At 67.3% G+C, this 26,246-nt stretch carries 29 protein-coding genes; 17 read left to right on the top strand and 12 right to left on the bottom strand.

All coding sequences use genetic code 11. The features are described from left to right. The first annotated feature begins 21 nt into the window (after window positions 1-21). From SMAL_RS16835 to SMAL_RS16815, 5 genes are read left to right on the top strand one after another with little or no spacing between them, the layout of a single operon-like run. Entirely contained in the window at window positions 22-609 is a 588-nt protein-coding gene (locus tag SMAL_RS16835) for a biliverdin-producing heme oxygenase (protein WP_012512028.1), read from the top strand. A 31-nt stretch (window positions 610-640) separates the two neighbouring features. Then, window positions 641-1,108, top strand: coding sequence for a YbaN family protein (locus tag SMAL_RS16830; RefSeq protein WP_012512027.1), 468 nt, complete (start codon window positions 641-643; stop codon window positions 1,106-1,108). After that, a complete protein-coding gene (gene exbB, locus SMAL_RS16825) occupies window positions 1,095-1,823 on the top strand; it encodes a tonB-system energizer ExbB (protein WP_012512026.1) in 729 nt (242 codons plus the stop codon). Before SMAL_RS16830 ends, exbB begins: the two co-directional genes overlap by 14 nt. 9 nt (window positions 1,824-1,832) lie before the next feature. Continuing rightward, window positions 1,833-2,258 (top strand): TonB system transport protein ExbD, encoded by a 426-nt coding sequence (gene exbD, locus SMAL_RS16820; protein ID WP_012512025.1) that lies wholly within the window; start codon window positions 1,833-1,835, stop codon window positions 2,256-2,258. Beyond that, window positions 2,255-2,974, top strand: a complete 720-nt coding sequence (locus tag SMAL_RS16815) for an energy transducer TonB (RefSeq protein WP_006390046.1) — start codon at window positions 2,255-2,257, stop codon at window positions 2,972-2,974. Before exbD ends, SMAL_RS16815 begins: the two co-directional genes overlap by 4 nt. Window positions 2,975-3,010: 36 nt before the next feature. On the opposite strand, the gene SMAL_RS16810 is transcribed toward SMAL_RS16815, so the two are convergent. Beyond that, the gene (locus SMAL_RS16810) at window positions 3,011-5,038 is read right to left on the bottom strand and encodes a sodium-translocating pyrophosphatase (protein ID WP_012512024.1); all 2,028 of its coding nucleotides are present in this window, start codon (window positions 5,036-5,038) and stop codon (window positions 3,011-3,013) included. 284 nt (window positions 5,039-5,322) lie between these two features. Between SMAL_RS16810 and SMAL_RS16805 the strand changes: the two genes are divergently transcribed. After that, window positions 5,323-5,826 carry a hypothetical protein gene (locus SMAL_RS16805; RefSeq protein WP_006390041.1) on the top strand — a complete coding sequence of 168 codons (504 nt, stop codon included), beginning with the start codon at window positions 5,323-5,325 and terminating at the stop codon, window positions 5,824-5,826. A gap of 72 nt (window positions 5,827-5,898) precedes the next feature. Here the strand turns inward: SMAL_RS16805 and SMAL_RS16800 are convergent, their stop codons facing one another. The 3 genes from SMAL_RS16800 to SMAL_RS16790 all read right to left on the bottom strand — a co-directional run bounded on the left by SMAL_RS16800 (window position 5,899) and on the right by SMAL_RS16790 (window position 8,665). Continuing rightward, complete coding sequence (locus SMAL_RS16800) at window positions 5,899-6,288, bottom strand: DUF488 domain-containing protein (RefSeq protein ID WP_032972765.1); 390 nt, start codon at window positions 6,286-6,288, stop codon at window positions 5,899-5,901. A gap of 120 nt (window positions 6,289-6,408) precedes the next feature. Next, window positions 6,409-7,203, bottom strand: coding sequence for a hypothetical protein (locus SMAL_RS16795; protein ID WP_006390034.1), 795 nt, complete (start codon window positions 7,201-7,203; stop codon window positions 6,409-6,411). Window positions 7,204-7,408: 205 nt separating this feature from the next. Beyond that, window positions 7,409-8,665 carry a 6-phosphofructokinase gene (locus SMAL_RS16790; RefSeq protein ID WP_006390031.1) on the bottom strand — a complete coding sequence of 419 codons (1,257 nt, stop codon included), beginning with the start codon at window positions 8,663-8,665 and terminating at the stop codon, window positions 7,409-7,411. Between the two features lie 136 nt (window positions 8,666-8,801). On the opposite strand from SMAL_RS16790, the gene SMAL_RS16785 reads away from it, so the two are divergent. The 3 genes from SMAL_RS16785 (at window position 8,802) to SMAL_RS16775 (ending at window position 11,632) form a co-directional block, all read left to right on the top strand. Beyond that, window positions 8,802-9,365, top strand: a complete 564-nt coding sequence (locus SMAL_RS16785; protein ID WP_012512023.1) for an adenylate kinase — start codon at window positions 8,802-8,804, stop codon at window positions 9,363-9,365. A 327-nt stretch (window positions 9,366-9,692) separates the two neighbouring features. Further along, window positions 9,693-11,057 (top strand): UDP-N-acetylmuramate:L-alanyl-gamma-D-glutamyl-meso-diaminopimelate ligase, encoded by a 1,365-nt coding sequence (gene mpl, locus SMAL_RS16780; protein WP_012512022.1) that lies wholly within the window; start codon window positions 9,693-9,695, stop codon window positions 11,055-11,057. Further along, on the top strand, window positions 11,054-11,632 hold the full coding sequence (locus tag SMAL_RS16775) for an LON peptidase substrate-binding domain-containing protein (RefSeq protein WP_006389956.1): 579 nt from the start codon (window positions 11,054-11,056) through the stop codon (window positions 11,630-11,632). The genes mpl and SMAL_RS16775 overlap by 4 nt, the downstream gene beginning before the upstream one ends. 242 nt (window positions 11,633-11,874) lie before the next feature. Here the strand turns inward: SMAL_RS16775 and SMAL_RS16770 are convergent, their stop codons facing one another. Next, a complete protein-coding gene (locus SMAL_RS16770; protein WP_012512021.1) occupies window positions 11,875-13,869 on the bottom strand; it encodes a bifunctional DedA family/phosphatase PAP2 family protein in 1,995 nt (664 codons plus the stop codon). Between the two features lie 85 nt (window positions 13,870-13,954). On the opposite strand from SMAL_RS16770, the gene SMAL_RS16765 reads away from it, so the two are divergent. Both SMAL_RS16765 and SMAL_RS16760 read left to right on the top strand, forming a co-directional pair. Then, window positions 13,955-14,617: a serine/threonine-protein kinase gene (locus SMAL_RS16765; RefSeq protein WP_012512020.1), complete on the top strand. Its 663-nt coding sequence runs from the start codon at window positions 13,955-13,957 to the stop codon at window positions 14,615-14,617. Further along, window positions 14,614-15,120 (top strand): DUF2867 domain-containing protein, encoded by a 507-nt coding sequence (locus SMAL_RS16760; protein ID WP_012512019.1) that lies wholly within the window; start codon window positions 14,614-14,616, stop codon window positions 15,118-15,120. The genes SMAL_RS16765 and SMAL_RS16760 overlap by 4 nt, the downstream gene beginning before the upstream one ends. Window positions 15,121-15,183: 63 nt before the next feature. On the opposite strand, the gene SMAL_RS16755 is transcribed toward SMAL_RS16760, so the two are convergent. Next, on the bottom strand, window positions 15,184-15,867 hold the full coding sequence (locus SMAL_RS16755; protein ID WP_012512018.1) for a hypothetical protein: 684 nt from the start codon (window positions 15,865-15,867) through the stop codon (window positions 15,184-15,186). A 108-nt stretch (window positions 15,868-15,975) separates the two neighbouring features. Here SMAL_RS16755 and SMAL_RS16750 point away from each other — a divergent pair, with 108 nt between their 5' ends. The 3 genes from SMAL_RS16750 (at window position 15,976) to SMAL_RS16740 (ending at window position 18,863) form a co-directional block, all read left to right on the top strand. Then, window positions 15,976-16,794 (top strand): SDR family oxidoreductase, encoded by an 819-nt coding sequence (locus SMAL_RS16750; RefSeq protein WP_012512017.1) that lies wholly within the window; start codon window positions 15,976-15,978, stop codon window positions 16,792-16,794. Between the two features lie 93 nt (window positions 16,795-16,887). Next, a complete protein-coding gene (locus tag SMAL_RS16745) occupies window positions 16,888-17,880 on the top strand; it encodes a YiiG family protein (protein ID WP_012512016.1) in 993 nt (330 codons plus the stop codon). A 17-nt stretch (window positions 17,881-17,897) separates the two neighbouring features. Further along, window positions 17,898-18,863 carry a YiiG family protein gene (locus SMAL_RS16740; protein WP_012512015.1) on the top strand — a complete coding sequence of 322 codons (966 nt, stop codon included), beginning with the start codon at window positions 17,898-17,900 and terminating at the stop codon, window positions 18,861-18,863. A 102-nt stretch (window positions 18,864-18,965) separates the two neighbouring features. Here SMAL_RS16740 and SMAL_RS16735 read toward each other — a convergent pair whose 3' ends face one another. Beyond that, a complete protein-coding gene (locus tag SMAL_RS16735) occupies window positions 18,966-19,838 on the bottom strand; it encodes an ion transporter (RefSeq protein ID WP_012512014.1) in 873 nt (290 codons plus the stop codon). Window positions 19,839-19,901: 63 nt separating this feature from the next. Between SMAL_RS16735 and SMAL_RS16730 the strand changes: the two genes are divergently transcribed. Next, window positions 19,902-21,128 (top strand): acetylornithine transaminase, encoded by a 1,227-nt coding sequence (locus SMAL_RS16730; protein ID WP_006467246.1) that lies wholly within the window; start codon window positions 19,902-19,904, stop codon window positions 21,126-21,128. Window positions 21,129-21,267: 139 nt separating this feature from the next. Here SMAL_RS16730 and SMAL_RS16725 read toward each other — a convergent pair whose 3' ends face one another. Beyond that, window positions 21,268-21,870 carry an HAD-IA family hydrolase gene (locus tag SMAL_RS16725; RefSeq protein ID WP_012512013.1) on the bottom strand — a complete coding sequence of 201 codons (603 nt, stop codon included), beginning with the start codon at window positions 21,868-21,870 and terminating at the stop codon, window positions 21,268-21,270. A 123-nt stretch (window positions 21,871-21,993) separates the two neighbouring features. Here SMAL_RS16725 and azu point away from each other — a divergent pair, with 123 nt between their 5' ends. Further along, complete coding sequence (gene azu, locus SMAL_RS16720; protein ID WP_006389875.1) at window positions 21,994-22,443, top strand: azurin; 450 nt, start codon at window positions 21,994-21,996, stop codon at window positions 22,441-22,443. Between the two features lie 80 nt (window positions 22,444-22,523). Here the strand turns inward: azu and hemL are convergent, their stop codons facing one another. Both hemL and thiE read right to left on the bottom strand, forming a co-directional pair. Next, window positions 22,524-23,813 carry a glutamate-1-semialdehyde 2,1-aminomutase gene (hemL, locus tag SMAL_RS16715; protein ID WP_012512012.1) on the bottom strand — a complete coding sequence of 430 codons (1,290 nt, stop codon included), beginning with the start codon at window positions 23,811-23,813 and terminating at the stop codon, window positions 22,524-22,526. A 16-nt stretch (window positions 23,814-23,829) separates the two neighbouring features. After that, window positions 23,830-24,456, bottom strand: a complete 627-nt coding sequence (gene thiE / locus SMAL_RS16710) for a thiamine phosphate synthase (RefSeq protein ID WP_012512011.1) — start codon at window positions 24,454-24,456, stop codon at window positions 23,830-23,832. 34 nt (window positions 24,457-24,490) lie between these two features. Here thiE and SMAL_RS16705 point away from each other — a divergent pair, with 34 nt between their 5' ends. Continuing rightward, entirely contained in the window at window positions 24,491-24,715 is a 225-nt protein-coding gene (locus SMAL_RS16705; protein WP_014038358.1) for a rubredoxin, read from the top strand. A 59-nt stretch (window positions 24,716-24,774) separates the two neighbouring features. On the opposite strand, the gene SMAL_RS16700 is transcribed toward SMAL_RS16705, so the two are convergent. Further along, a complete protein-coding gene (locus tag SMAL_RS16700; protein WP_010484022.1) occupies window positions 24,775-25,620 on the bottom strand; it encodes a SirB1 family protein in 846 nt (281 codons plus the stop codon). A 160-nt stretch (window positions 25,621-25,780) separates the two neighbouring features. Next, window positions 25,781-26,227, bottom strand: a complete 447-nt coding sequence (locus SMAL_RS16695; protein WP_012512009.1) for a DUF192 domain-containing protein — start codon at window positions 26,225-26,227, stop codon at window positions 25,781-25,783. Window positions 26,228-26,246 lie beyond the last annotated feature (19 nt).

Raw genomic sequence — 26,246 nt, 5'->3', positions numbered from 1 at the left:
CGACCCCCTTGGCATTCCCCCATGAACGCACACATCGCCCCTGAAGACAGCCGCAGCCTGCGGCTCAAGGCCGCCACCCGCGACAGCCATGGCGCGCTGGACAAGCGCATCATGGCCGGCGACATCTTCGCCGACCGCAGCAACTTCGCCCGTTTCCTGCGCGTGCAGTACCGCTTCCACCGCAGCATCGATGCGCTGTATGCCAACCCTGCGCTGGACGCACTGCTGCCCGATCTGGGCGAACGCCGCCGCCTGACCCAGGTGGCGCGCGACCTGCAGGACCTGGAGCAGACCCTGCCGGGGGCCGACATCGCGGCGTTGCCGTCCGATCTGGAGCTGCCCGCCGCATTGGGGTGGCTGTATGTGGCCGAAGGGTCCAACCTGGGCGGCACCGTGCTGTACAAGATGGCCGCCAAGCTCGGCCTGGACCGCGATTTCGGCGCCCGTCACCTGGCCGCGCACCCGGATGGCGCGGCGCGCCACTGGCGTGAGTTCACCGCTGCGCTGGATGCGGTGCCGCTGAGCGCCGAGCAGGAGCAGCAGGTGATCGATGCGGCGGACGCCGCCTTCCGCAGCGTGCACGGCCACGTTGAAGTGGAATTCGCCTGATGCACGCCTCCCGCCTATCGGCGCAACGCTGATGCGCTGGCTCTGGTTCGCGCTGGGCTGGGTGATGGTCGGGCTCGGGGTGATCGGCGCGCTGCTGCCGGTGATGCCGACCACCATCTTCCTGATCCTGGCAGTGGGCTGCTTCGCACGCAGTTCACCGAAGTTCGAGCAGCGCCTGCTGGCGCACCCGCGCTACGGCCCGTCACTTCGGCTGTGGCGCGAGCAGGGCGCGGTGTCGCGCAAGGGCAAGGCGTTTGCCAGCGCCGGCATGGCGGTGGGCTTCGCGCTGTTCTGCTGGGGCGCGCACCCGTCCTGGCGGCTGCTGCTGGGCGTGGGCCTGTTCTTCGCGGTCAGTGCCGGCTACGTGCTCAGTCGGCCCGCACCGCGGCTGGAGCCCAACCCGGTCGTGGAAGTGGACGACGCCAATGATCCGCGCTCGGCACGCCGCCGTGCTGCGACCCCTGATGCTGATGGAAAACGAGACGATGTTGCCTGCTGACCTGGCCCCCGTGGCTGCCCCTGCACTGACGCCCTGGGGCATGTATCTGGCCGCCGACGTGGTGGTGAAGACCGTGATGATCGCGCTCGCGCTGGCGTCGCTGGCCACCTGGACCGTGCTGCTGGCCAAGGGCTGGGAACTGGCCCGCCAGGCACGGCAGCTGCGCGCAGCGCGTGCGCTGCTGCTGCAGGCGCCGAGCCTGCCCAGCGAAAGCGCCGACGCCAGTGTGCAGCAGGGCACCGCACTCGCCATGCTGGACGCGGCGCGAACCGAGCTGCGCCTGTCTCAGGAGCTGGACAGCCGCGATGGCACCAAGGAACGCGTTGCCTCGCGCCTGGGCCGTATCGAACTGGAAACTGCGCGCGTGCAGCGGCGCGGCATCGGCGTGCTGGCCAGCATCGGCGCGGTGGCGCCGTTCGTTGGCCTGTTCGGCACGGTGTGGGGCATCATGAACAGTTTCATCGGCATCGCCCACAGCAACACCACCAACCTGGCGGTGGTCGCCCCCGGCATCGCCGAGGCCCTGCTGGCGACCGCGCTGGGCCTGGTCGCAGCGATTCCCGCAGTGCTGGTCTACAACCATTTCAGCCGCGTGCTGGCTGGCCTGTGTGGGCTGCTCGGCGATCTGTCGGCGGCCGTGCAGCAACTGGTCTCACGCGATCTCGATCGTGCCGTTCCGCGTACCGCAGCCGCGCCGCTGCGTGCGGTGCACTGAGGCGCGACGATGGCGATCAGGACCGCGTCCGACCGTGACGATGCGCCGGAAGAAGCGCATGAGATCAATGTCACGCCTTTCATCGACGTGATGCTGGTGCTGCTGATCATCTTCATGGTGGCCGCACCGCTGGCCACCGTGTCGGTGCCGGTGCAGCTGCCGGCCAGCAATGCCAGTGCCACGCCGCCGGAACAGGCACCGGTGTACGTGACCGTGCAGGCAGATCTGTCGCTGCGCGTTGGCGAACAGGCCGTAGCGCGCGACGGGCTGGCGGCTGCATTGCAGGCGGCCACTCACAGTGATACCACGCAGCGCATCTTCCTGCGTGCCGATACCCGCGTGCCCTATGGCGAACTGATGGCCACGCTGGATGCGCTGCGAGCGGCCGGTTACCTGAAGGTGGCGCTGGTCGGCCTGGAGCAGGGCGCACGATGAGTGGACTGCGGCGCTGGGCGACCAGCCTGGCGATCGTACTACTGGTGCATGCGCTGTTGATCGGCGCGGCCTGCTGGTGGGCGGCCCGTGCGCCGGCGCTGACGGCTGCGGTTCCGCCTGCGGCGCTGATGCTGGAACTGGCGCCGATGGCGCAGGCGCCGCCGGTGCCGCCGCGCGAGGTCGCCACCGGGCCGCTGCAGCAGCAACAGCAGCGGCAGGCGCCGAAGCCGGCCCTGCGCGAGCAACCGAAGGCGCCGATGCAGCCGCAGGGTGAGCTGCCACCGCCGCGTACACCGGAGCCGACGCCGTCGCCGGACACCGCTGACGCCAACGTCGCGCAGACCAGCGCACCGCCGCAGGTGGCGGCTGACGCGGCTACACGCTACACCGCACCGCAGACCACGGCGGGTGAGCGCAGTCGTGCCGAGGCGACCTGGGAAGGACGCCTGCTCGGGCACCTGCAGAAACACCGCCGCTATCCGCGCCAGGCCGAGCGGCTGCGCCAGCAGGGTGTGGTCTACGTGCGCTTTGCGGTTGCCCGCGATGGCGCGGTCTCGGGGTTGAAACTGGGCCGCAGCAGTGGCTTCGCGCTGCTCGACCAGGAGACGCTGGACACCGTGCAGCGGGCCAGCCCGGTACCGGCGCCGCCGGCCGAAGTGGCCGGCGACCCGGTGGAAGTGATGGTGCCGGTGTCGTTCTTCCTGCGCGGGCGGTGATCGCCATCGGGCATCTCATCCACGCATGGCGTGGATCTACAGCAGCGGCACCAGCAGCAGCGCCACGATGTTGATGATCTTGATCAGCGGATTGATCGCCGGACCGGCGGTGTCCTTGTAGGGATCGCCGACGGTATCGCCGGTCACTGCCGCCTTGTGCGCCTCGCTGCCCTTGCCGCCGAAGTGGCCGTCTTCGATGTACTTCTTGGCGTTGTCCCAGGCGCCGCCGCCGGTGGTCATCGAAATGGCCACGAACAGGCCGGTCACGATCGTGCCGATCAGCAGGCCGCCCAGTGCGCGCGGCCCCAGCAGCAGGCCGACCACCACCGGCACCGCCACCGGCAGCAGCGAGGGCACGATCATTTCGCGGATCGCCGAGCGGGTCAGCATGTCCACCGCCTTGTCGTACTGCGGCTTGCCGGTGCCCTGCATGATGCCGGGGATCTCGCGGAACTGGCGGCGCACTTCTTCTACCACCGCACCGGCGGCGCGGCCGACCGCTTCCATCGCCATCGCACCGAACAGATAAGGAATCAGGCCGCCGATCAGCAGGCCGATGATCACCGTGTGGTCGCTGAGGTCGAAGCGGAACTCCTGACCGGGATTGGCCGCCTGCAGGTTATGGGTGTAGTCGGCGAACAGCACCAGCGCGGCCAGTGCCGCCGAACCGATTGCATAGCCCTTGGTCACCGCCTTGGTGGTGTTGCCCACCGCATCCAGCGGATCGGTGATGTCGCGGATTTCCGAGGGCAGTTCAGCCATCTCGGCGATGCCACCGGCGTTGTCGGTGATCGGCCCGTAAGCATCGAGGGCGACGATCATGCCGGCCATCGACAGCATTGCGGTGGCGGCGATGGCGATGCCGTACAGGCCACCCAGCGCGAACGCACCCCAGATGGCCGCGCACACCGCGATCACGGGCAGTGCGGTGGACTTCATCGAGATCCCGAGGCCGGCGATGATGTTGGTGCCGTGGCCGGTGGTCGACGCCTGTGCCACGTGCTGCACCGGCTTGTACTGGGTGCCGGTGTAGTACTCGGTGATCCACACGATCAGGCCGGTCAGCACCAGCCCGATCAATGCGCAGCCATACAGCGCCATCGGCCCATGCACGTTGTCACTCATCAACCCGGTGGTGATCGGGTAGAACGCAATCGCGGCCAGTACGCCGGAGACGATCACGCCCTTGTACAGCGCGCCCATGATCGAACCGCCCGGCTTCACCTTGACGAACAGTGCGCCGATGATCGAAGCGATGATCGATACGCCGCCCAGCACCAGCGGATACAGCACTGCATTGGCGCCGGCCTCGGCCAGCATCAGGCTGCCCAGCAGCATGGTGGCGATCACGGTGACCGCATAGGTCTCGAACAGGTCGGCAGCCATGCCGGCGCAGTCGCCGACGTTGTCACCGACGTTGTCGGCGATCACCGCCGGGTTGCGCGGGTCATCCTCGGGAATCCCGGCTTCGACCTTGCCGACCAGGTCGGCACCTACGTCCGCGCCCTTGGTGAAGATGCCGCCGCCCAACCGCGCGAAGATCGAGATCAGCGAGGAGCCGAAGGCAAGGCCCACCAGGGCATGCAGCGCTTGTTCCATCGGCAGGCCCATGCGCAGCAGCAGTGCGTAGTAGCCGGCCACGCCCAGCAGGCCGAGGCCGACCACCAGCATGCCGGTGATCGCACCGCCGCGGAAGGCGACGTCCATCGCCGCGCTGATGCCGTGGCGGGCAGCTTCGGCGGTGCGCACGTTGGCGCGTACCGAGACGTTCATGCCGATGTAGCCGGCGGCACCGGACAGCACCGCGCCGATGGCGAAGCCGACTGCGGTGTACCAGCTGAGGAAGATGCCGACCAGCACGAACAGCACCACGCCGGCGACGCCGATGGTCAGGTACTGGCGGTTGAGGTAGGCACGCGCACCTTCCTGGATCGCGGTGGCGATCGCGACCATGCGTTCATTGCCGGTGGGTTGGCGCAGGATCCAGCGCGCCGAGACGATTCCGAACAGGATCGCGAGAATGGCGCAGCCCAGCGCCAGTGACAGCCCGTGACGTTCCAGCATTAGACCCCTCCGCAGAATGGATGGACAAGCATCCAGTGGCGATGAACTGCACCACGAGGGGGACGACGGGCTGCAGCCTGGAACCAACCCGTACCGACCTTGGTGGTCGTCCGACGTATGGCGGTGTTCAGCATTCCCTGGTGCCCGCAGTATGCGTGCACCTGCGCCCGGATGGTAGCGCCGGGCCATGCCCGGCGAGCGCAGTGGCTGCTCGATGGATGCGTCTTTGCGCCCCGTTAAGCCTGCCTCTGCAAGCCTGCGCACAGTCCTGAAGGAGATCCCGCATGCGCCTGTCCCTGTTGATGCTTGCCGCCCTGGTCCCGGCCGTACCGGCACTCGCCGTGGAAACCCCCGAGCTGCAGCGTGCCGTGGGTGCCCCACAGGCGGTGGGCGCAGTGCACACGCTGCGGCAGATCCCCGAGGCCTGTGCGCGACTGGAAGGTGCATTCACCGGCCAGGCGGCCGAGCCGTATCGCTTCGCACCGGTGCGGACCAGCGAGCAGTGCCAGCCGCGCGCACGCTTCGTCGACTATGCCAAGGCGCAGCCGAGTGTGGACAAGGGCTGGAAGCTCAACGATGTGATCCGCGTACCCAATGCCGCGTGCCCGGCGCAGCAGGCAGTAGTGCGGGTGTGGCGCCTGCCAGTGAACAATACCCAGGCATTGGATGGGCAGGGCCAGTCGCGCATCTATCTGGAAGAGGCCAAGAAGCAGGCCGCTGCCGGCAAGATCCCGCAGGTGACGATGTTCGCCGCGCAGCTGCAGATGGAAGGCAAGGCCTGCAATTGAAATTGCGCGGGCGGTGTACCCACGCGGTCATCCACCGGTAGTGCCGGCCGCTGGCCGGCAACCCTGCAATCATCACTCCGCCAGCGTCGCCCCGCGCGCGACCAGCAGCTCGCGCAATACCGTACGGTGGCAGTGCGTCTCATCCTCGCAGTAGCAGCCCACGCTGATGTCGCTGTGCTGCGACATCGCGGCCAGCAGATCCAGCGCATGCGCGGCATCGGGTGCCTTCATCTCGGCCTTGTAGTGGCGGAAGAAGGCATTCCAGTCGGCGGTGGTCTTCGCTTCATGGGCCTGCTTCACCAGCTCCGCGCTGGGTGACAGGGTCGGGAACCAGACGTCGTACCAGTCCTGTTTCGCGAATTCGCTGCGTGGCACGCCGCGCGGTGGGCGCCGAACGGTGCCGATGCGCAGGCCTTCACCGGGGGCGCGAGGGGTGCCCAATCGCACAACACGCAGTGCCATGATGATCTCCATGCGGGGCATCCATCATCCTGCGATGCACGTGCGCCAGGTGTGAACCGCTGTGGAAACGAAAAGGCCCGGGCGCCTGCGCACCCGGGCCTTTTCCCATGCTGGCAGCGATCAGTTGCCGCGGCAGTCCTTCAGCCACAACACACGACCAATCTGGTCGTAGCTGTCGACCACGCCGGTCAGCGTCACCTTCTCGCGCGGGCGCAGGGCCAGCGCATACGCGGCCTGGTTGGCTGCGAACGAGCAGGAAATGGCCACGCGCTCAAAGTCGATGCTGCCATCGCTGGGCAGGTCGAAGCTGGTGTTGTAGGTGCCGCCACTGCGCAGCACGGAGGTGATGCGACCGGTGATGGCGTAGGTCTTGCCCTTGTAGCGCGGCTCGACCGCGGCCGGGTTGTCCTTGTTCTGGTTGCGCAGCTGGAAGCCGAAGCGGTCGGCGGCAATCGTTACCACCGACGCCTGCGGAGTGGCCTTGGCTGCCTGTTCGCCAGCCTTGCCCGGCTTGATCTGGTTGAGCAGCTTGCACATTTCTTCGCGCACGCCATCGGCCGAGGCAATGGCGCCCTTGTTGACCTTCACCACCATGCCGACGGTGCCCTGGCCGCCTTCGGAGGTGGCACTGATGATCATCGGAATCGGCTTGTGGGCCATGGTTTCCGGTTCTTCGATCAGCATCGAGCCGCCTTCCACGTCCTCGCTGAGGACATCCATGTTGGCGTTCTTGGCGATCACCCGCATCTGGCCGATGGCACTGGCCACGGTCAGGTCCGGGTGGGTGACCGATGAAGTGAAGGTCGTGCCGACGAAGGGATTGCCCTTCTTCTGGAAGTTGCTTTCGCAGGTCGCAGCGAAGGCCGGCGCGGCAGCGCCGCACAGCAGCGCGGCGATCAGGATCGGGTGCTTCATGGTTACAGTCCTTGTGAAATGGCAGCACAGGCCCGGGCCTTGAAGGCCGGGCAGCGTCGAATCTGGCTTGCGGCGGCCCCTTTGCCCCGGGCCGGAGCCCGATTGTGGGGTGCTTCGGCGGCCGCCGCAATGTGCCCTGCGCTCGGCACAGGGCTCAGCACGGAGGGGCTTATACGACTTAATCCCCTCCGTCCCCTTTTTCGGCTCAGCCCTCGAAGGCCGGCAGCTTCTGCTTCACGGCCACGTTCTTCAGCGTCACGTACTTCGGCAGGCCGTCGGTGCCGTACGGCAGCGGGGCTTCGCCCTTGATCAGCGGTGACAGGTAGGCGCGTGCCTTGGCGGTGATGCCGAAGCCATCGCGGCGGATGAAGCCGGCGGGCATCTTCTTCTCGTGGTTTGCGATCTTCGACAGCGGTGCCGCTTCGATCTTCCAGCGGTAGGGCGCATCGCTGCTGCGCACGATCACCGGCATCACGCCGTTCTGGCCCTTCAGTGCCAGCTGCACCGCGGCCTTGCCGACTGCCTGCGCCTGCTCCCAGTCGGTCTTGCTGGCCAGGTGGCGGGCCGAACGCTGCAGGTAGTCGGGCAGCGCCCAGTGCACCTTCAGGCCCAGCTGGTCCTTGACCCGGCCGGCCAGATGCGCGGCCACGCCGCCCAGCTGCGAGTGGCCGAACGAGTCCTTGCCGCCACCGGCGTCGGCGACGAAGCGGCCATCGGCGGTGGCGATGCCTTCCGAGGCCACCACCACGCAGTAGCCGACGCGTTCCACCACAGCCTTGACCTTGGCCAGGAACACCGCCTCGTCATAGGCGCGTTCGGGCAGCAGGATGATGTGCGGGGCCTCGTCATCGCCATTGCCTGCCAGGCCGGCGGCCGCCGCCAGCCAACCGGCATGGCGGCCCATCGCCTCGTAGATGAAGACGCGGGTGGAGGTCTCTGCCATCGCCGCCACGTCCAGCGCTGCCTCGCGCACCGACACGGCGGTGTATTTGGCCGCCGAGCCGAAGCCCGGGCAGGTATCGGTCACCGCCAGGTCGTTGTCGATGGTCTTGGGTACACCGATGCAGGTCAGGTCATAGCCGGAGGCCTTGGCCAGCTGCGAGACCTTCAGCGCGGTATCGGCCGAGTCGTTGCCGCCGTTGTAGAGGAACCAGCGCACATCGTGGGCCTGCAGCACCTGCAGCAGGCGGTCGTAGCGGGCGCGGTCGGCATCCAGCGATTTCAGCTTGACCCGGCACGAACCGAAGGCGCCGCCCGGGGTGTGGGCGAGGGCGCGGATGGCCGCAGCACTCTCCTTGCTGGTGTCGATCAGCTCCTCGCGCAGCGCGCCGAGGATGCCGTTGCGGGCGGCCAGTACCTTGATGCCCTTGGCGCGGGCCTGCTCGATCACCGCTGCTGCAGTGGCATTGATGACCGCGGTGACACCGCCGGACTGGGCATAAAGGAGAGTACCGTTGCGCATGCTTCTACCTGCTCGGGGGAGGGGACATTGCAGGGACATTACCCGTATGCGGTAAAGTGGCGCTATTGCGGTGCAGCGATACCGGACCGTCCGGGACGCGAACCTTCTTAATTTTCAACACGTTGGAGTCAGGTCAATGCGATTGGTTCTGTTGGGACCGCCCGGTTCGGGCAAGGGGACACAGGCGACGCGCCTGAAGGAAAAGCTGGGTATCGCCCACATTTCGACCGGTGACATGCTGCGCGCGGAAATCGCTGCCGGCTCCGAGCTGGGCAAGCAGGCCAAGGCCGTCATGGACGCCGGCAACCTGGTCTCGGACGACATCCTGCTGGGCATGCTGGAGTCGCGCCTGACCCAGGCCGATGTCGCCAAGGGCTTCATCCTGGATGGCTACCCGCGCAATGTGGCCCAGGCCAATGCGATGGACGGCCTGCTGGCCAAGATCGGCCAGCCGCTGGACGCGGTGGTGCAGCTGGACGTGGCCACCGAGCTGCTGGTCGACCGCATCGCCGGTCGTGCCAAGGAGCAGGGCCGCGCCGATGACAGTCCGGAAGCGGTGCGTCAGCGCCTGCAGGTCTACAACGACCAGACCGCCCCGGTGGTCGACTTCTATGCCGCCCGTGGCACTCTGGCCCGCGTCGACGGCGTCGGTGAGCTGGACGAGATCGAAGCCCGCATCCTGGCGGCGATCAAGGGTTGAACCGGCCGGGCCGGCGTCTTGCCGGCCCCCGGGCGCAAAAAACACAGGCCTGGTCCGCGAGGATCAGGCCTGTGTCGTTTCATAGGCGCCAGCAGAGGGCTTGCTCAGGGCCCCGCAGCATGAGCTCCCTTGGGGATGGCCTCTTGGGGAGTAGGACCGGTTCGGGTACTGCGGCTGGCAGTTCGAATTGTGTCCGGGTTCACAGAACATCGCTATCGGGATTTCCCTGACAGAAGATTGGAGTTTTCTCACATCCTGTGTAGGACTTGTCTTACCCCCGGTCGGACATTGGCCCTATACAGCCGTCATCAGTCACAATCCTCGGTCATGAGCAGCGTACATATCCTTGCAATCGCCGGCACCTTCATGGGCGGCGTGGCCGCCCTGGCGCGGGAACTGGGCCATACGGTCAGCGGCAGCGACCAGGCCATCTACCCGCCGATGTCGACCCAGCTCGAGCAGCTGGGCATCACCCTGGACCAGGGCTACCGCGCCGACAGCGTGCCGGCCGACACCGGCCAGGTGGTGATCGGCAACGCGCTGTCGCGCGGCAACGCGGCCGTGGAGGCCGTGCTTGATGCCGGCCAGCGTTACATTTCCGGGGCGCAGTGGCTGTCCGAGCAGGTCCTGCCGGGGCGCGATACCCTGGCTGTGGCCGGCACCCACGGCAAGACCACCACCACCACCATCCTCACCTGGCTGCTGGAAAGCGCTGGGCGCTCGCCGGGTTTCCTGATCGGCGGCGTAGCTGAGGACTTCGGCGTTTCAGCCCGGCTGGGCCAGGGCCGCGAGTTCGTGGTCGAGGCCGATGAATACGACACCGCCTTCTTCGACAAGCGCAGCAAGTTCGTGCACTACCGGCCGTTGGTGGCCATCCTCAACAACCTCGAATACGACCACGCCGACATCTTCCCGGACGTGGCTGCGATCCAGCGCCAGTTCCACCACCTGGTGCGCACGGTGCCGGCTCGCGGCCGCTTGATCGTCAACGGCGAGGACCCGCACCTGGCCGAAGTACTGGCCATGGGCTGCTGGACCCCGGTGGAGCGCTTTGGTTTCGATCCCTCGCTGGAGTGGCACGCCGAACTGCTGGCCGCCGATGGCAGCGCGTTCCGCGTGCACCATCGCGGGCAGGCGCTGGGTGACGTGCAGTGGTCGTTGCTGGGCCGCCACAACGTGCTCAACGGCCTGGCCGCACTGGCTGCCGCGCATGCGGTGGGCGTGGCCCCGGCCGAGGTGATCCCGGCGCTGGCGCACTTCCGCAGCGTCAAGCGCCGCATGGAGGTGATCGGCAGCCACGATGGCATCACCGTCTACGACGATTTCGCCCATCACCCGACCGCGATCGCCACCACGCTGGAAGGCCTGCGTGCCAAGGTTGGCGATGCGCGCATCGTGGTCGCGATGGAGCCGCGCAGCAATTCGATGCGGTTGGGCGCGCATGCGCAGGCGCTGGCCCCGTCGCTGGCGCTGGCCGATGAAGTGGTGTTCCTGCACCGCCCTGAGCTCGCGTGGGACGCGGCGGCAGTGGTCGCCGCCGTGCGTGGTGAAGCGCATGCGGTACCCGATACCGACGCGTTGCTGGCGCAGCTGCAGTCCAGCGTGCGCAGCGGTGACCATGTGGTGTTCATGTCCAACGGTGGCTTCGACGGCGCACCGCGCCGCTTCCTCGCTGCCCTGCAGGCCCGATGAGCGCCGACGATTCGCTGCCGCTGTTTCCGCTGCACACCACGCTGGTGCCGGGTGCAGCGGTGGGCCTGCGTGTGTTCGAGCGCCGCTATCTGGATCTGGTCCGCGACAGCGGTCGCAGTGGCGAAGGCTTTGGTGTCTGCCTGATCCTCGACGGCCAGGAAGTGGGAGCCCCGGCGACACCGGCAGCGTATGGCGTGCAGGTACGCATCGAAGACTTCGATGTCGGCGCCGATGGCGTGCTGCAACTGCGCCTGCGCGGTACCCGCCGCTTCCATGTCGAGCGCACCCGCGTGCGCGACAACGGCCTGGTGGTGGCCGACGTGCACTGGTGCGAGGAAGATCCCGATGACGAATTGAAGCCGCAGCATGCGCTGCTGGCCACGGTGCTGGGGCACATCATCGAACAGGCGGGCGAGGCCTATGCGCCCGCCAGCCCGGCACTGCTGGACCAGGCCAGCTGGGTCGGCTGGCGGTTGGCCGAACTGCTGCCGCTGAGCGAGCAGCAGCGCCTGCAGCTGCTGCAGATGGATGACCCGCACCAGCGGTTGCAGCAGTTGCTGGGCTGGATGCCGTAACCGGAAACCGCCAACCAAGGTTGGCGACTACCAGAGCGCGGCGGAACCGGAAAATGCCAACCAAGGTTGGCGACTACCAGAGCGCGGCGGAGCCGGAAAACGCCAACCAAGGTTGGCGACTACCAGGGCGCGGCGGAGCCGGTAGATGCCAACCTTGGTTGGCAGCCTTTTCCCGAAGCGCCAACCAAGGTTGGCATCTGCCAGAGCGCGGCGGTAGCGCCGGGCCATGCCCGGCGGCGCCATCACGGCGTGGTCTTCAACCGCAGCACCGGCAATCCGGTTTCGCTGTGCACGTCTTCGCGCTGCGGCAGGTCCTGCACGGCGTCCTTCACTGCATTCAAGGCCGGGTCGACACCACGCAACGGGTGCCACATGCCGATCCATTCGAAGTGGCGCTCGTAGCGCAGGGTCTGTGCACTGCCCAGCCACAGCGGCGTGTTGCCCGGCTGCAACTGCGCGGGTGCGGGCCACAGGCGCAGCACATAGCGCTCATCCGGCTTCGCGCCCTGGCGCACCATCAGCAGTGCTTCCACGCGGGTGTCCAGCGTTGCCGGCAACACCGGCAGTTCATCTGCACCGGTGTTCTTGTCCAGCATCAGCAGCGCCTGCTGCCAGCCAGCCTGTTCCTGCCGCTTCCAGCCGCGCGCTTCCAGCTGAGCCTGCAGCGGTGCCAGCGGCCCGGCTACCTGCACGTCCAGCGGCCAGCGCTGGTCGTCGTCGAACTCGTTGCGGCGCGCCGGCAGCGTGGCCCAGTCGTGCTGCCACCAGGCTTGCGCATCCATCGCCTGCGGTGCCGGCAGGGTCGGCTCGAAGCGTTCCAGCTTCACCGGAATGTGGCGCGGCGCGTACCACATCGCCGCTACCGCGAACACGCCGTAGAACAGCCAAGCCACCGGCTTGACCCAGAACGAGCGGTTGAAGCGGCGGCGGTAGGCGATGCCCAGCACCAGCAGCCAGAACGTGCCGAACAGCATGCCGCCGATCACGTCGCTCAGCCAATGCGCGCCCAGGTACAGGCGTGAGAAGCCGATCAGGCTGACCACGATGCCCGACACCAGGTAGGGCCAGACGCGGGTGCGGCCGGGCATCTCGCGGGCGATCAGCACCGCGAAGAAGCCGAAGGTGATGGTGGCCATGGTCACCGACACCGACGGGAAGCCGAAGCCGCTGCTGGCGTCGACCGGGCGCACCACATCCACGGTGGCACCCAGCAGCATGGTCAGCGCCAGGCCGAAGGCGAGGGCGGCCAGCCAGTGCGCGGCCGCCATCCAGCGCCGGCGCCAGATCAGGTAGCCCATCGCCGCAGCGGTGGCCGGCAGCAGTACCTGCCACGCCCCCAGCGAAGCCAGCGCGGCCATCGGGTAGTCGGCCAGCGGGTTGCGCAGTGCCAGCATGGCCTGGTGCACCAGCAGATCGATTGCCAGCGGCTCCCCATGCGCAACTACCACGGTCAGCAGCGCGAACCAGCCCCAGCCCAGCACCAGCAGCATCAGTGCCAGCATCGCCAGCGGCACCGACTCGCGGCGCTTCGGGTCCAGCACGCCAACGGTGTAGCGGCCCAGCGTCGGATGACGGTTGGACCAGTCCAGCAGGCGCGCCAGCCAGTTGTCCATGCGCGCGGCCGACCAGCGGTAGCCGTACAGCACGATGGCCCAGACCAGGCTGAGGATCACCGCCAGCAGGCCGACCACCACCACCAGACGCCCGGCCACCGCCGCGACTGCGTCGTAGGCTTCGCCGAGGATCCAGCCTGGCGCCAGGAACAGCACCGCCCAGGAGATGCTGGCGATGCCGCTGGCCTGCACGTAACGGCTGGCTGGCATCTTCATCATGCCGGCAATGGCGGGCACGAACGGGCGGATCGCGCCGACGTAGCGTGCGATCAGGATGCTCTTGAACGCATTGCGGCGGAACAGGTTCTCACCGCGGTCGAGCAGCTGCGGGTAGCGGCTGAACGGCCAGACGCCGCGCAGTCGGTCACCCCAACGGCGGCCGATCCAGTAGCTGATGCCGTCGCCGGCAAAGGCGCCCAGAGCTGCAGCCGCAACCGCGTACGGCCCGGAGATCTGGCCCAGGCCGATGAACACGCCCACCGCGAACAGCAACGGCAGCGCCGGCACGATGGCGCCAAGAATGATGACCGCATCGCAGAAGGCGATGAGGAAGATAACGGCACCCGCCAACACGGGGTGAGCGGCAATCCACGCGAGCGTGGCGTCGATCCATGAAGAGTCCATTGCCCGATTATAGGGGCGTGAAGGTGACTGGTTCCCAGCCGCTTCGTGACCGTTTGCAACCGGCGCCATCGCCTAGAATGGGCCCATGCCGCATACGCCAGACGCTCCACCGCATGCTTTGAAGGCCGACAGCTTCGGCCAGATCCTTCTTGTGAAAGGGCCCGATGGCCCGTTCGTGCGCCGTGATCTGGGCGCCACACCGATGTGGCTGCGGCTGCCAGCCTGGTGGCTGGCCCGCCGCGAGGCACGCGCGCTGCAGCACATCCACGGCATGGCCGATGTGCCGCAGCTGCTGGCCTGGAATGGCCGTCACCTGGACCGCAGTTTCATGGCCGGCGACGCCATGTACCAGCGCCCGCCGCGCGGCGATCTGGCCTGGTTCCGCTCGGCGCGTCGCCTGCTGCAGCAGCTGCATCGCAACGGTGTCGCCCACAACGACCTGGCCAAGGAAGCCAACTGGCTGGTCACCGAGGATGGTCGGCCGGCGCTGATCGACTTCCAGCTGGCGGTGATCGGCAACCCGCGCTCGCGCTGGATGCGGCTGCTGGCCCGCGAGGACCTGCGCCACCTGCTCAAGCACAAGCGCATGTACTGCCGCGAGTCGCTCACCCCGGTGGAAAAGCGTGTGCTCAAGCGCACCTCGTGGGTGCGCGAGCTGTGGTTCGCCACCGGCAAGCCGGTCTACCGCTTCGTCACCCGCCGCATCCTGCATTGGGAAGACAACGAAGGGCAGGGGCCGAAGCCGTGAGCCGTGCGCAGGTGGTGAGCGGCCCGCCGGGTGCGGGCAACGTGCTGCGTGCGCAGCTGCCCGGCGCCGACTTCGTGCACGCCTGCCAGGCCACGACCCGGCGCGACGGGCGCACCGCGCTGCAGGCGTACCGCGATATGTCGGCGACCATTCCCGGCTGGTTCGACGGGCTGATGACGCTGCGCAACCACGGCATGCGCCTGCTCGGCATGAAGCATCTGGGGTCGTTGCGTGCGGTGCAGGTTGTTGAGGATCCTCGGCCCGGCCAGCGGCTGGGCATCTTCACCCTGCAGTCGCTGGGCGACGATGCCATCGTGCTGGAAGACGATGATCGCCATCTGCGCGTGCAGCTGGCCCTGCAATGGCAGGGTGACGTGCTGGAAGTGGCGACGGTGGTGCATACCCACAACGCGTTCGGGCGTGCGTACATGCTGCCGGTTGCACCCGTGCATCGGCTGATCGTGCCGCATCTGCTTCAGAAGCAGGTCCGCAGCTATCGGTAGCGCCGGGCCATGCCCGGCGGCATTGAACGCTGCGTCCGCCGGGCATGGCCCGGCGCTACCTGCTTACGGCGTTGCCGGTACCACTTGCTGGCCGATGAAGTTGCGCTTGGCGTCGAAGTCATAGGCGATCTGCAACTGGCCCACGTCCGGGCAGGCGTGGCAGTCGCGCAGCGGCGTGCGGTACAGCAGGCGGATGCCGCCGTTATCCAATGGCGAAGCGCCGGCCGACTGCGCCGGTGCGAACGGCGTGGCCTGTGGGTTGGCCTTCAGCAGTTCCTGCACAGTGGGGTCGGCACGCAGCGTGTCGTCCAGCTGCACCGCATCCACGTCGATGCGCTTACCACCGGCATCGACCAGTCGCGTGCCTTCATTGGTGTTGGCGCGGAACGGATACTCGACCGTGGCAATGCCAAGTCCTTCGTTCTCGTGCCAGGCGGTCACATAGGCCAGCTCGCCGCCGCTGGACAACTGCTCGGCGGCGGTGATGGCATCGGCGCTGGCGCCACCCGCGCGCATCGCATCGCGCAGGCAATCGCGGGTCGCGGCGTTCTCACCTTGGCGGCAGGCATTGAGGTCGCCATCCCAGACCACCGCCTCGCTCCAGCGCATCTTGCCGTCGGCGGCGGCCTTCTCCGCACTGGGCGCGTCACCGGCGGGCGGCTCCTTACCGGGTTCCGGCGAACGGCCCTGGCAGGCAGTCAGCAGGGCGAGGCCCAGGGCAGGCAGCAACAGGCGGGAACGGCGCATGGCGTGGACCTCGTGCGTTGTCTGGAGACCCGAGTATCGTCAAGGCTGGGTGAACTCCGCGTCGGCGCGGCATACTAGCGACTCATTGCATACGCTGGAGTGTGGAACGTGGGCAGTCTGCAGGGCAAAACCCTTTTCATCACCGGTGCCTCGCGTGGCATTGGCCTGGCCATTGCACTGCGCGCCGCGCGCGACGGTGCCAACGTCGCCATCGCCGCCAAGTCCTCGGTGGCCAATCCGAAGTTGCCCGGCACCATCCACACCGCTGCCGAAGCGGTGACCGCCGCCGGCGGCCAGGGCCTGGCGCTGAAGTGCGACATCCGCGAGGAAGATCAGGTCAACGCGGCAGTTGCGGCCACGGTCGACACCTTCGGTGGCATCGACATCCTGATCAACAACGCCAGCGCGATCTGGCTGCGCGGCACGCTGGATACGCCGATGAAGCGTTTCGACCTGATGCAGCAGGTCAATTCGCGCGGCAGTTTCCTCTGCGCGCAGGCCTGCCTGCCGTACCTGCTGCAGGCACCGAATCCGCACATCCTCACCCTGGCACCGCCGCCGAGCCTGGACCCAAAGTGGTGGGCACCGCACACCGGCTACACGCTGGCGAAGATGGGCATGAGCTTTGTCACTCTGGGCTTGGCCGCGGAGTTCGGTCCGCAGGGCGTGGCGGTGAATGCGCTGTGGCCGCGCACGGTGATCGCCACCGATGCGATCAACATGATTCCCGGCGTGGACGCGGCCGGCTGCCGCACGCCGCAGATCATGGCCGACGCCGCGCATGCGGTGCTGGTGCGTGAGGCGGCCGGTTTCCACGGCCAGTTCCTGATCGATGATGAAGCGCTGGCGCAGGCCGGTGTCACCGATCTTTCGGGTTACGCGGTGGATCCGTCGCGTCCATTGTTGCCGGATCTGTTCCTGGATTGATCGCGCGTCGCCGGAAGAGGCCGAGGGCTGCGACCTTCGGCCTGCTGCGCTAGAATGCGTGGCTGTAATCGTTTTCAACAGGGATGTGAGCACATGTCACGCACTCTTTCCGTCGCGGCGCTGGCCGCTTCGCTGTCGTTGATCCTGACCGCCTGCGGTGGCAAGGCACCCGCAGTTGCGGGCGGCGCCGCTGCCTCCGGCACGGCAGACGCCAGCGCGGCCCCGTCCGACACGCAGCAGCAGTTGACCGCCAAGCTCAACGCCTACATCAGCTGCTTCAACGCGCTGGATTCGAAAACCCGCGGCAGCATCCAGTCCTACACGCGCTGGATCAAGGATGTCGACGCTGGCCCGACCGGCCGCGAGACGCACGTGTACGGGCCGTTCGAGATCAGCGATTACGACATGAAGCAGTGCGACGCCCCGGTAACCGAGGCGATCGCTGCCAAGCCGGCGCTGGCCGATCTCGATGCGGCTGCAGGCCGTTACCAGCAGGCGCTGAAGGCGCTGGTGCCGGTGAGCAAGGACGCGCACGACTACTACGATCGCCATGACTACGAGGACGACCAGTTTGCCAAGGGCAAGCAGCTGCATGCGCCCTTGATGGCCGCTTTCAAGGATTTCGTGGCTGCCAGCGAAACGTTCAATGCCGAGCTGGAGCGCCAGAACGACGCTGCCCAGCGCGAGCAGCTCAAGGCGCTGGAGCAGGCCGAGGGGCGCACCCGCGAGTACTACCGTCTGGCGATGATGCTGGAAGCCAAGGCCATCATGGATCTGATGAGCGAGGATGATTTCGATCAGGCCAAGGCCCGTGAACGTCTGGATGCCTTCAACCGCATTTCCGATGAAGCGCACGCCAAGGTTGCCGACCAGGAGCCGGGCAAGTCCGACTGGGAAGGCTTCGAGCGTGGGGCCGAGAATTTCCGGCGCGAAGGCAAGGAGCGGCTGCAGCGCGTCAGCGAGAAGAAGCCTTACACCGATTTCGAACGACGCATGCTTGATTCGCCGTCGATGGCGCCGCGTGGCTCTGCCAGCAAGCTCATGCAGGAATACAACACGCTAGTTTTCCAGAGCAACCGCCAGTGACCGGCGCGCCAGCACCCATGCTAGAGACCATGACGACTTCCTATCTGCGTATCGCGCCGCTGCTGCTGATCGGCGCTGTGGCTGGCCTGAGCGGCTGCAACAAATCGGCAGGGTTGTCTGTGGCCGACCCCGGCCTGGAGAAGGTGAACGCCTACATCGAATGCTACAACGGCGTTGAACAACCCATTCACGAGGGCTTCCAGGCCTACACCAGCTGGATGAAGGACCCTGAAGTCGGCCCGACCGGCAAGGAAGCGCAACCTCGTTCGCCCGGCAAGGTGCTGTCGCACCGGGTCGAGTACTGCGGCCAGCCGCTGACCGATGCGCTGGCAAAGACCCCCGCGACGCCGCTGGACGCTCCCGCGCGGCAGTACCAGCAGGCGTTCCAGGCACTGAACACCCTGGTCGAGCGCGCTGATGGCTATTTCACCCGCGAAGACTATCGTCGCGATGGCGGTGAAGGGATGCGCAGCCAGCATGCCCCGCTGATGCAGGCTTATGTTGATTTCTTCAAGGCCAGCGAAGCGATGGATGCGGCGCTGGAAAAGAACGAGAACGATCGCCGCGCCGCGCAGCTGAAGCAGATTGAGGAACGCGAAGGCCGCTCGCTGGCGTATTACCACCTGCGCCTTGTCGGTGATGGCAAACAGCTGGCGATGGCGTTCCAGGGTGACGCACCGGATGTGGCGGTGCTGCGCAGGCAACTGGCCGACTATCAGGCGTTGGTGACGGAAATCCAGAACGGTAGTGTCGGCAAGGACGACCCGATGTGGGGCCATGTGCAGCGCTCGGCCGACAAGCTGGTGCGTACTGCCGGACGCGGTGTCGAGCGGCTGCAACAGGGCAAGCCGATCGCCGCCGATGCGTTGGCAGCCGAGCGCAAGGCGTCGGGCAGCTGGCTCACCACTGATCCTGAAGGGGCGCAGTCGACGATTCTGGATGCCTACAACGACCTGGTAACCACCAGCAACCGCATGCGTTGAGCGCGATCCACGCAGGGCGTGGGCCTGCCCACGGTAGCGCCGGGCCATGCCCGGCGCGCACCATCCTGTTTCGGTAGTGCCGGCCGCTGGCCTGCATGCGCCTCAATGGCTGAACGTATCCGGCAATGGTCCGCCACATTTGCGGCAGTGCCGCGCATCCGGCTCGTGGCCTTCCAGCCCGCAGTGCGGGCAGCCACGTGAATCGCGGCGCGCGGCCAGTTCGGCATCGCGCATGGTGCTGGCCAGTTCGGCGGTGTAGATGCCGGTGGGCACGGCGATGATGCTGTAGCCGATCAGGATCAGCACCGAGGTGACGAAGCGGCCAAGCACAGTCTGCGGCACGATGTCGCCGAAGCCGACCGTGGCCATGGTCACCACCGCCCAGTACATGCTGGCCGGGATGTTGGTGAAGCCGTGTTCGGGGCCCTCGATCACGTACATCAGCGCGCCGGCGATGATGGTGATGGTGATCACCGTGAACAGGAACACCAGTACCTTGCGCCGGCTGCGCCACAGCGACGTCATCAGCACGCCGCTTTCCTCGATGTAGCGGGTCAGCTTGAGGATGCGGAATACGCGCAGGATGCGCAGCGCGCGCACCACCAGCAGGCTCTGTGCGCCGGGGATGAACATCGACAGGTAGGCGGGCAGGATCGACAGCAGGTCGATGATGCCCCAGATGCTCACCGCGTAACGCAGCGGGCGCTTGACCACCGCCAGCCGCAGCAGGTACTCGGCGGTGAAGATAATCGTGAAGGCCCATTCCAGGATGTACAGGCCGGTGGACCATTCGGCATGCAGGTGCTGCACGCTGTCGATCATCACCACCAGGATGCTGGCGACGATCGCCACCACCAGGATCAGGTCGAAGTTGCGCGAGGGCCGCGAGTCATGGCGGTAGATGATGTCGAACCACCGACGGCGCCAGCCGGTCTCGGTGGCGGGGTTCAGCTGGGGGGCAGAAAACGGTCGCATGGGCGCATTGTGCCGCAGGGGTTCCGGCGCGAGAATGGGCATTCCTGAACCCTGCCGACTGCCATGACCGCCGCTACCGATCCGCTGATCTCCCTTTCGCACTATTACCTGCCGGTCTACAAGCCCCGCCAGGTGGTACTGGAGCGCGGCCAGGGCGCCCGCGTCTGGGACAGCCAGGGCCGTGAGTTCATCGACCTGGCGGCTGGCATCGCGGTGTGCGGCCTGGGCCACAACGATCCGGACCTGGTGGCCGCACTGGTCGAGCAGGCCGGCAAGCTCTGGCACACCAGCAACGTGTTCTACAGTGCACCGCCGCTGCACCTGGCCGAGGAGCTGGTGAAGGCCAGCCGTTTCGCCGAGCGCGTGTTCCTGTGCAATTCCGGCGCCGAAGCCAACGAAGTGGCGATCAAGATGGTCCGCAAGTGGGCCTCCAGCCAGGGCCGCCCGGCCGACAAGCGCGTCATCATCACCTTCCGCGGCAGCTTCCACGGCCGCACCATGGGCGCGGTGACCGCGACTGCCCAGCCGAAGTACCAGGAAGGCTACGAGCCGCTGCCCGGTGGCTTCCGCTACATCGATTTCAACGATGAGGTGCAGCTGGAAACCGCGATGGCCGCCGGCGACGTGGCGGCGGTGATGCTGGAGCCGATCCAGGGCGAGGGCGGCGTGATGCCGGCCAAGTCCGGTTTCCTCAAGCGCGTGCGCGAATTGTGCGACCAGCACAACGCACTGCTGGTGCTGGATGAAATCCAGGCCGGCATGGGCCGCACCGGTACCCTGTTCGCGCACTGGCAGGACGATGTGGTGCCGGACATGGTCACCCTGGCCAAGGCGCTCGGCGGCGGCTTCCCGATCGGCGCGATGCTGGCCGGCCCGAAGGTGGCTGAGACCATGCAGTTCGGCGCGCACGGCACCACCTTCGGTGGCAACCCGCTGGCGGCCGCCGTCGCGCGCGTGGCGCTGCGCAAGCTGGCCTCGGCGGAGATCGCCGCCAACGTCAGCCGTCAGTCGAAGGCGCTGCGGGATGGCTTCGCCCGCATCAACGACGAGTTCGGTGTGTTCAGCGACGTGCGTGGCCGTGGCCTGATGCTGGGCGCGGTGCTGAGCAAGGACTTCGCCGGCCAGGCCGGTGCGATCCTCGACCACGCTGCCGAGCAGGGCCTGCTGACCCTGCAGGCCGGCCCGGACGTGCTGCGCTTCGTGCCGTCGCTGAACATCACCGACGAAGAAGTGGCCGAAGGCCTCAAGCGCCTGCGCGCGGCGATTGCCGCGTTCATCGCCGCGCGCTGAATCTGCTGAGGTCGGACCCCTCTCCTGCGGAGAGGGCTCTGACCCGGCTGCCGCGGAATGCCTGTAGAGCCGAGCCCATGCTCGGCTGCTGTTGCCTGACATGGCGATGAGCCGAGCATGGGCTCGGCTCTACAGTGGTTCACGCAATCTGGTAACGCCTCAACACCTTGCCCAACCCACGGCCATCGCGCACGGTTTCCGCGTGCAGGCCGGCGGCGCGTGCGCCGCGCACGTTGGCGAACAGGTCATCGACGAACAGCGTGTGCGAAGGCGCGACGCCCAGTACATCGAGCGTACGCAGGAACACCGCTGGCTCGGGTTTGCGCAGGCCGAAATCGGCGCTGCAGAACACGCGGTCCTGCAGCGCCGGGAACAGTTCCGGCAGCAGCGTGGGCAAGGCCTGCACCATCAGCGCGCCATTGTTGGTCAGCACCGCCAGTGGCAGCTGCAGGGCCTGCAGCCGCTGCAGTACCGCGGGCCGTGGATGGCTGGCGGCCTGTCGCGCAGCGATCCAGGTGTGCATATCAACGGTGCGGTCCAGCTGTTTGCTCAGCTGCGCCAGATAGGTGAGGCCATCCAGGGCGCCGCAGTCGTGCTGGGCTTCCAGCCCGCTGTCGTACAGCGCGGCCTGCACGGTTTCCGGCGCGACATCCAGCGCCCGCGCCAGGTGCAGCACGCGCTGCGCGCGCTGGTACTGCACCAGCACGCCATCCACATCCAGCAGCAACAGGTCGATCCGCATTGGCCGAGCATGCCATTGCAATGAACACGCGGGAAACCCTGGACCAGCCATGCGACAGACGGTCGCAGACGGGGCCGCAGGCGCCTGCCTAGAATGGCGCTTGAATCCGCAGGAGACGCAACGATGAAGGCTTGGATGGTGGCAGTGGGACTGGGCGCGCTGATGCTGGCGCCGTCGGCGATGGCGCGGGTGTGTGCGGTGAGTATCGACAGCACCGACCAGATGAGCTTCAGCAGCCGCGAGATCAAGGTGGCCGCCGACTGCACCGCCGTCGACCTGACCCTGCGCCACACCGGCAAGCTGGCCGCTACCGCGATGGGCCACAACTGGGTGCTGACCCGCAGCGCGGATTACCAGCCGGTGGCGATGGCCGGCATGCGCATGACCCTGGCCGACAGCTACCTGCCGAAGGCTGACAAGCGCGTGCTGGCGCACACCAAGGTGATCGGCGGCGGCGAAACCACGCGCGTGCGCTTCTCTACCCAGGGGCTGCAGAAGGGTGGGGATTACACCTTCTTCTGCTCGTTCCCCGGCCACTTCGCGATGATGAAGGGCAAGTTCGTCTTCGGTTGAAAAAAGGGGACGGAGGGGATTAAGTCGTTTGTGCACAAACGACTTAATCCCCTCCGTCCCCTTTTTCGTGCAGAGCGGGCTCAGCCCTTGGCGGCCTTGAACGCCACGCGTGCGGCGGCCAGCGTGGCCTCGATCACGGCGTCATCGTGTGCACTGGACAGGAAGCCGGCCTCGTACGCCGACGGCGCGAGGAACACGCCCTGGTCCAGCATCGCGTGGAAGAAGCGGTTGAACGCCGGAATGTCACAGGCGGTGGCCTGCGCATAGGTCTCCACCTTCTCACTGGTGAAGAACAGCCCGAACATCGCACCCACACAGGTGGTGGTCACGACCACGCCGGCGTCGGCGGCGGCCGCTTCCAGGCCGGCACACAGGCGCGCGGTGCGCTCGGCCAGGTCGGCGTGGAAGCCCGGCTGCTGGATCAGTTCCAGCATCGCCAGGCCGGCGGCCATCGCCACCGGATTGCCGCTCAGCGTGCCGGCCTGGTAGATCGGGCCAGCCGGGGCGATCTGCTGCATCAGTTCGCGGCGGCCGCCGTAGGCGCCCACCGGCATGCCGCCGCCGATGATCTTGCCGAAGGTGGTCAGGTCCGGGGTGATGCCGTAATGCGCCTGTGCACCGCCGAGGGCGACGCGGAAGCCGGTCATCACTTCGTCGAAGATCAGCAGCGTGCCGTGCTTCGTGCACAGTTCGCGCAGGTGCTGCAGATAGCCGTCGCGCGGCGGGATGCAGTTGGCATTGCCAACCACCGGTTCGATGATCAGGCCGGCGATGTCGTCGCCCTGCTGCTCGAACAGCGCGGTGGCCGCTTCGAAGTCGTTGTAGGGCAGGGTCAGGGTCAGTTCGCTCAGGCCGGCCGGCACGCCGGGCGAGGTCGGCACGCCCAGGGTCAGCATGCCGCTGCCGGCCTTGACCAGGAACGAGTCGCCGTGGCCGTGGTAGCAGCCTTCGAACTTGACGATGCGGTTGCGGCCGGTGGCGCCGCGCGCCAGGCGGATCGCCGACAGCGTGGCCTCGGTACCGGAGTTGACCATACGCACCATCTCGCACGACGGTACCAGGCGGGTGATGGTCTCGGCCATGGTCACTTCGGCTGCGCAGGGCGCGCCGAAGGACAGGCCATTGTCGATCGCCTTCTTCACCGCCTGGCGCACCGCCGTGTGGTTGTGGCCGACGATCATCGGACCCCAGGAGCCGACGTAGTCGATGTAGCGATTGCCGTCGACGTCATACAGGTAGGCACCGTCGGCGCGCTCGACGAAGAACGGCTCGCCGCCGACCGACTTGAACGCGCGCACCGGCGAATTGACGCCGCCCGGCAGCAGTTGCTGGGCGCGGGAGAACAGGGCGTGGGACTGGTCGTGGTTCATGGGGCTTTCCTGGGCATTACGCGAACTGGGCGAGGTAGGCACGCTGGGTCGCCACCGGGTCTTCGGCGGCGAACACGCTGCTGACCACGGCGACCAGATCGGCGCCGGCGTCGATGATGGGACCGACATTGTCCGGCGTCAGGCCGCCGATCGCCACCCGCGGCACGCCCAGTGCGGCGCTTTGCCGCAGCAGGTCGGTATGGGCGCGGCTGGTGGTGATCTTGGTGGTGGTCGGGAAGAATGCGCCGAAGGCCACGTAGCTGGCGCCGGCGGCCACGGCCTGTTCGGCATTGGCCAGCTGGTCGTAGCAGGACGCGCCGATGATGGCATCCGCGCCGAGCAGGGCGCGCGCGCTGGGGATGTCGCCATCGGTGCCGCCCAGATGCACGCCGGCGGCGCCGACCGCCTTGGCCAGCGCCGGGTCGTCGTTGACGATCAGCGGCACGCCGTGTTCCGCGCACAGCGCCTGCAGGGCGGTGGCCTGCTCGCGCCGCAGCGCGTCACTGGCGGTCTTGTTGCGGTACTGCAGCCAGGTGGCGCCGGCGGCCAGCAGCGGCGCGGTGCGGTCCAGCAGGCGCGCGGTATCGGGCTCGTCCGGGGTGATCAGGTAGACGCCGCGGGGCGCCGGGGAAGCAGAAGTCATCGATGGCTACCGGTGAGTGGACCGCGATGGGACAATGGCGGCCCGTGAATCCAGTCCTGATTATCCGATGAGCGATGCCACCCCCACCACCTTGCGCACCTGGATGTGCGTGGTCTGCGGCTTCCTTTACAGCGAAGCGGAAGGCTTGCCGGAGGAGGGCATCGCGCCGGGGACGCGCTGGGAAGACATTCCCGAGACCTGGACCTGCCCGGATTGCGGCGTGACCAAAGCCGATTTCGAGATGGTCGAGGTCGATTGATTGGTGGGCCACCCGGCCCATCCGGTGGGTGTGGACCGTTGGTCCACACACCGACATCCTCAATGCAGCCGCGGCACCGGTCCACCCAGGTCGATCAGCTTCTCGCGCAGCCACTGCGCATCGCTGGCCTCGGGATTGCGCTTCAGGTACTGCCCCAGGTCATGGCGGGCACCGGCCAGATACTCCAGCTGCAGGTAGGCCAGGCCACGGTCGCGCAGGGCGTCGTCCTGCTCCGGGGCCAGTTTCAGCAGGCGGTCGGCACTGCGTGCAGCGCGGTCCCATTCGCCCGCTTCGGCATACACGCCGTGCAGGTTGCGCAGCATCCGCATCAGGATTGCGCGCGCAGGGGCCGGGTCGAGGATCTGCGCCAGCACCTGGTCGTCGGGCATCTGCCCGCCCAGGTGTGACTTGGCCCGCTCGCGCAGTTCGTCCACGTCCAGCGGGCGGCCGCCATTGAACGGGTCCATCACCAGCACGCCGTCGTCTACCGGCAGGCGCACCAGGAAGTGGCCGGGGAAGGACACGCCGTCGAGCGGGATTCCCAGCCGGCGCGCGACTTCCATCTGCACCAGTGCCAGCGAGATCGGGTTGCCCAGGCGGCGCTCGAATACCTGGTTGAGGTAGCTGTTGCGCGGGTCGTAGTACTCGTCGTGGTCGCCGCTGTAGCCCAGCTCGTCGAACAGGTGGCGGTTGATTGCCGCCATCTTCAGCGGGCTGTTATCGATGCTGTCCACTTCCGAGCGGAGGTGGTCGACGTGGCTCTGGATCAGCGCGTCGTACGTGGACGGCTGCAGATCGGGGTATTCATCGCGCGCGATCAGCAGCGCGGTCGGCAACAGTGGCAGCGCCTCGTCTTCGAGGTCGGCCAGTGCATCCCAGTCGGGGAGTGAGATCCGGTCCTGCATGACCACAGACTGGCGGCAATTGCAGGCGGTTTCAAGCGGTGTCGCGTGAAAAATTCAGGGGTCAGATCCCTTTCGCGTGCGAAAGGGATCTGACCCCTGCAGGGTTGCCGGCCAGCGGCCGGCACTACCGCGGGTGCCGGCCGCTGGCCGGCCGCATCGTTTACTTTTCGATGCCCGGGCCGAAGGTCAGCTCGGTGCCGTCCTTCAGCTTGAGCTTCTCGGCCTGGCCGGCGTTGAGCTCCAGCACGTAGCGCGCCGGGCCACCGCTGGGGTAGGGCGGGCACATGTCGCCGGCCGAGCACGGCGGCACGTCGCGCTGCTGGCTGACCAGCTTGCGCTGGCTGTCGAAGTACAGGATATCCAGCGCAAGCTTGGTGTTCTTCATCCAGTACGCCTGCATTTCTTCGCGGTCGTGGATGAACAACATGCCGTGGTCAGCGGCCATCTGGTCGCGGAACATCAGCCCGCGCGCGCGGGTTTCATCGTTGGTGGCCAGCTCCACCTGGTAGCGCGCACCATCCAGCTCGACCCAGTGGCGGGCCGCATCGGTGGCACAGCCGGCCAGGGCCAGCAGCGGAAGCATCAGCAGCGAACGCAACAGCGACATCGTCAGGATCCTTGCAAAG

This window comes from Stenotrophomonas maltophilia R551-3 (genome assembly GCF_000020665.1).
In the GTDB taxonomy this organism is placed as follows: Bacteria; Pseudomonadota; Gammaproteobacteria; order Xanthomonadales; family Xanthomonadaceae; genus Stenotrophomonas; species Stenotrophomonas maltophilia_L.
Note: the sequence above shows the minus strand (reverse complement) of the source record. Positions and strands in the feature narration are given on the sequence as shown.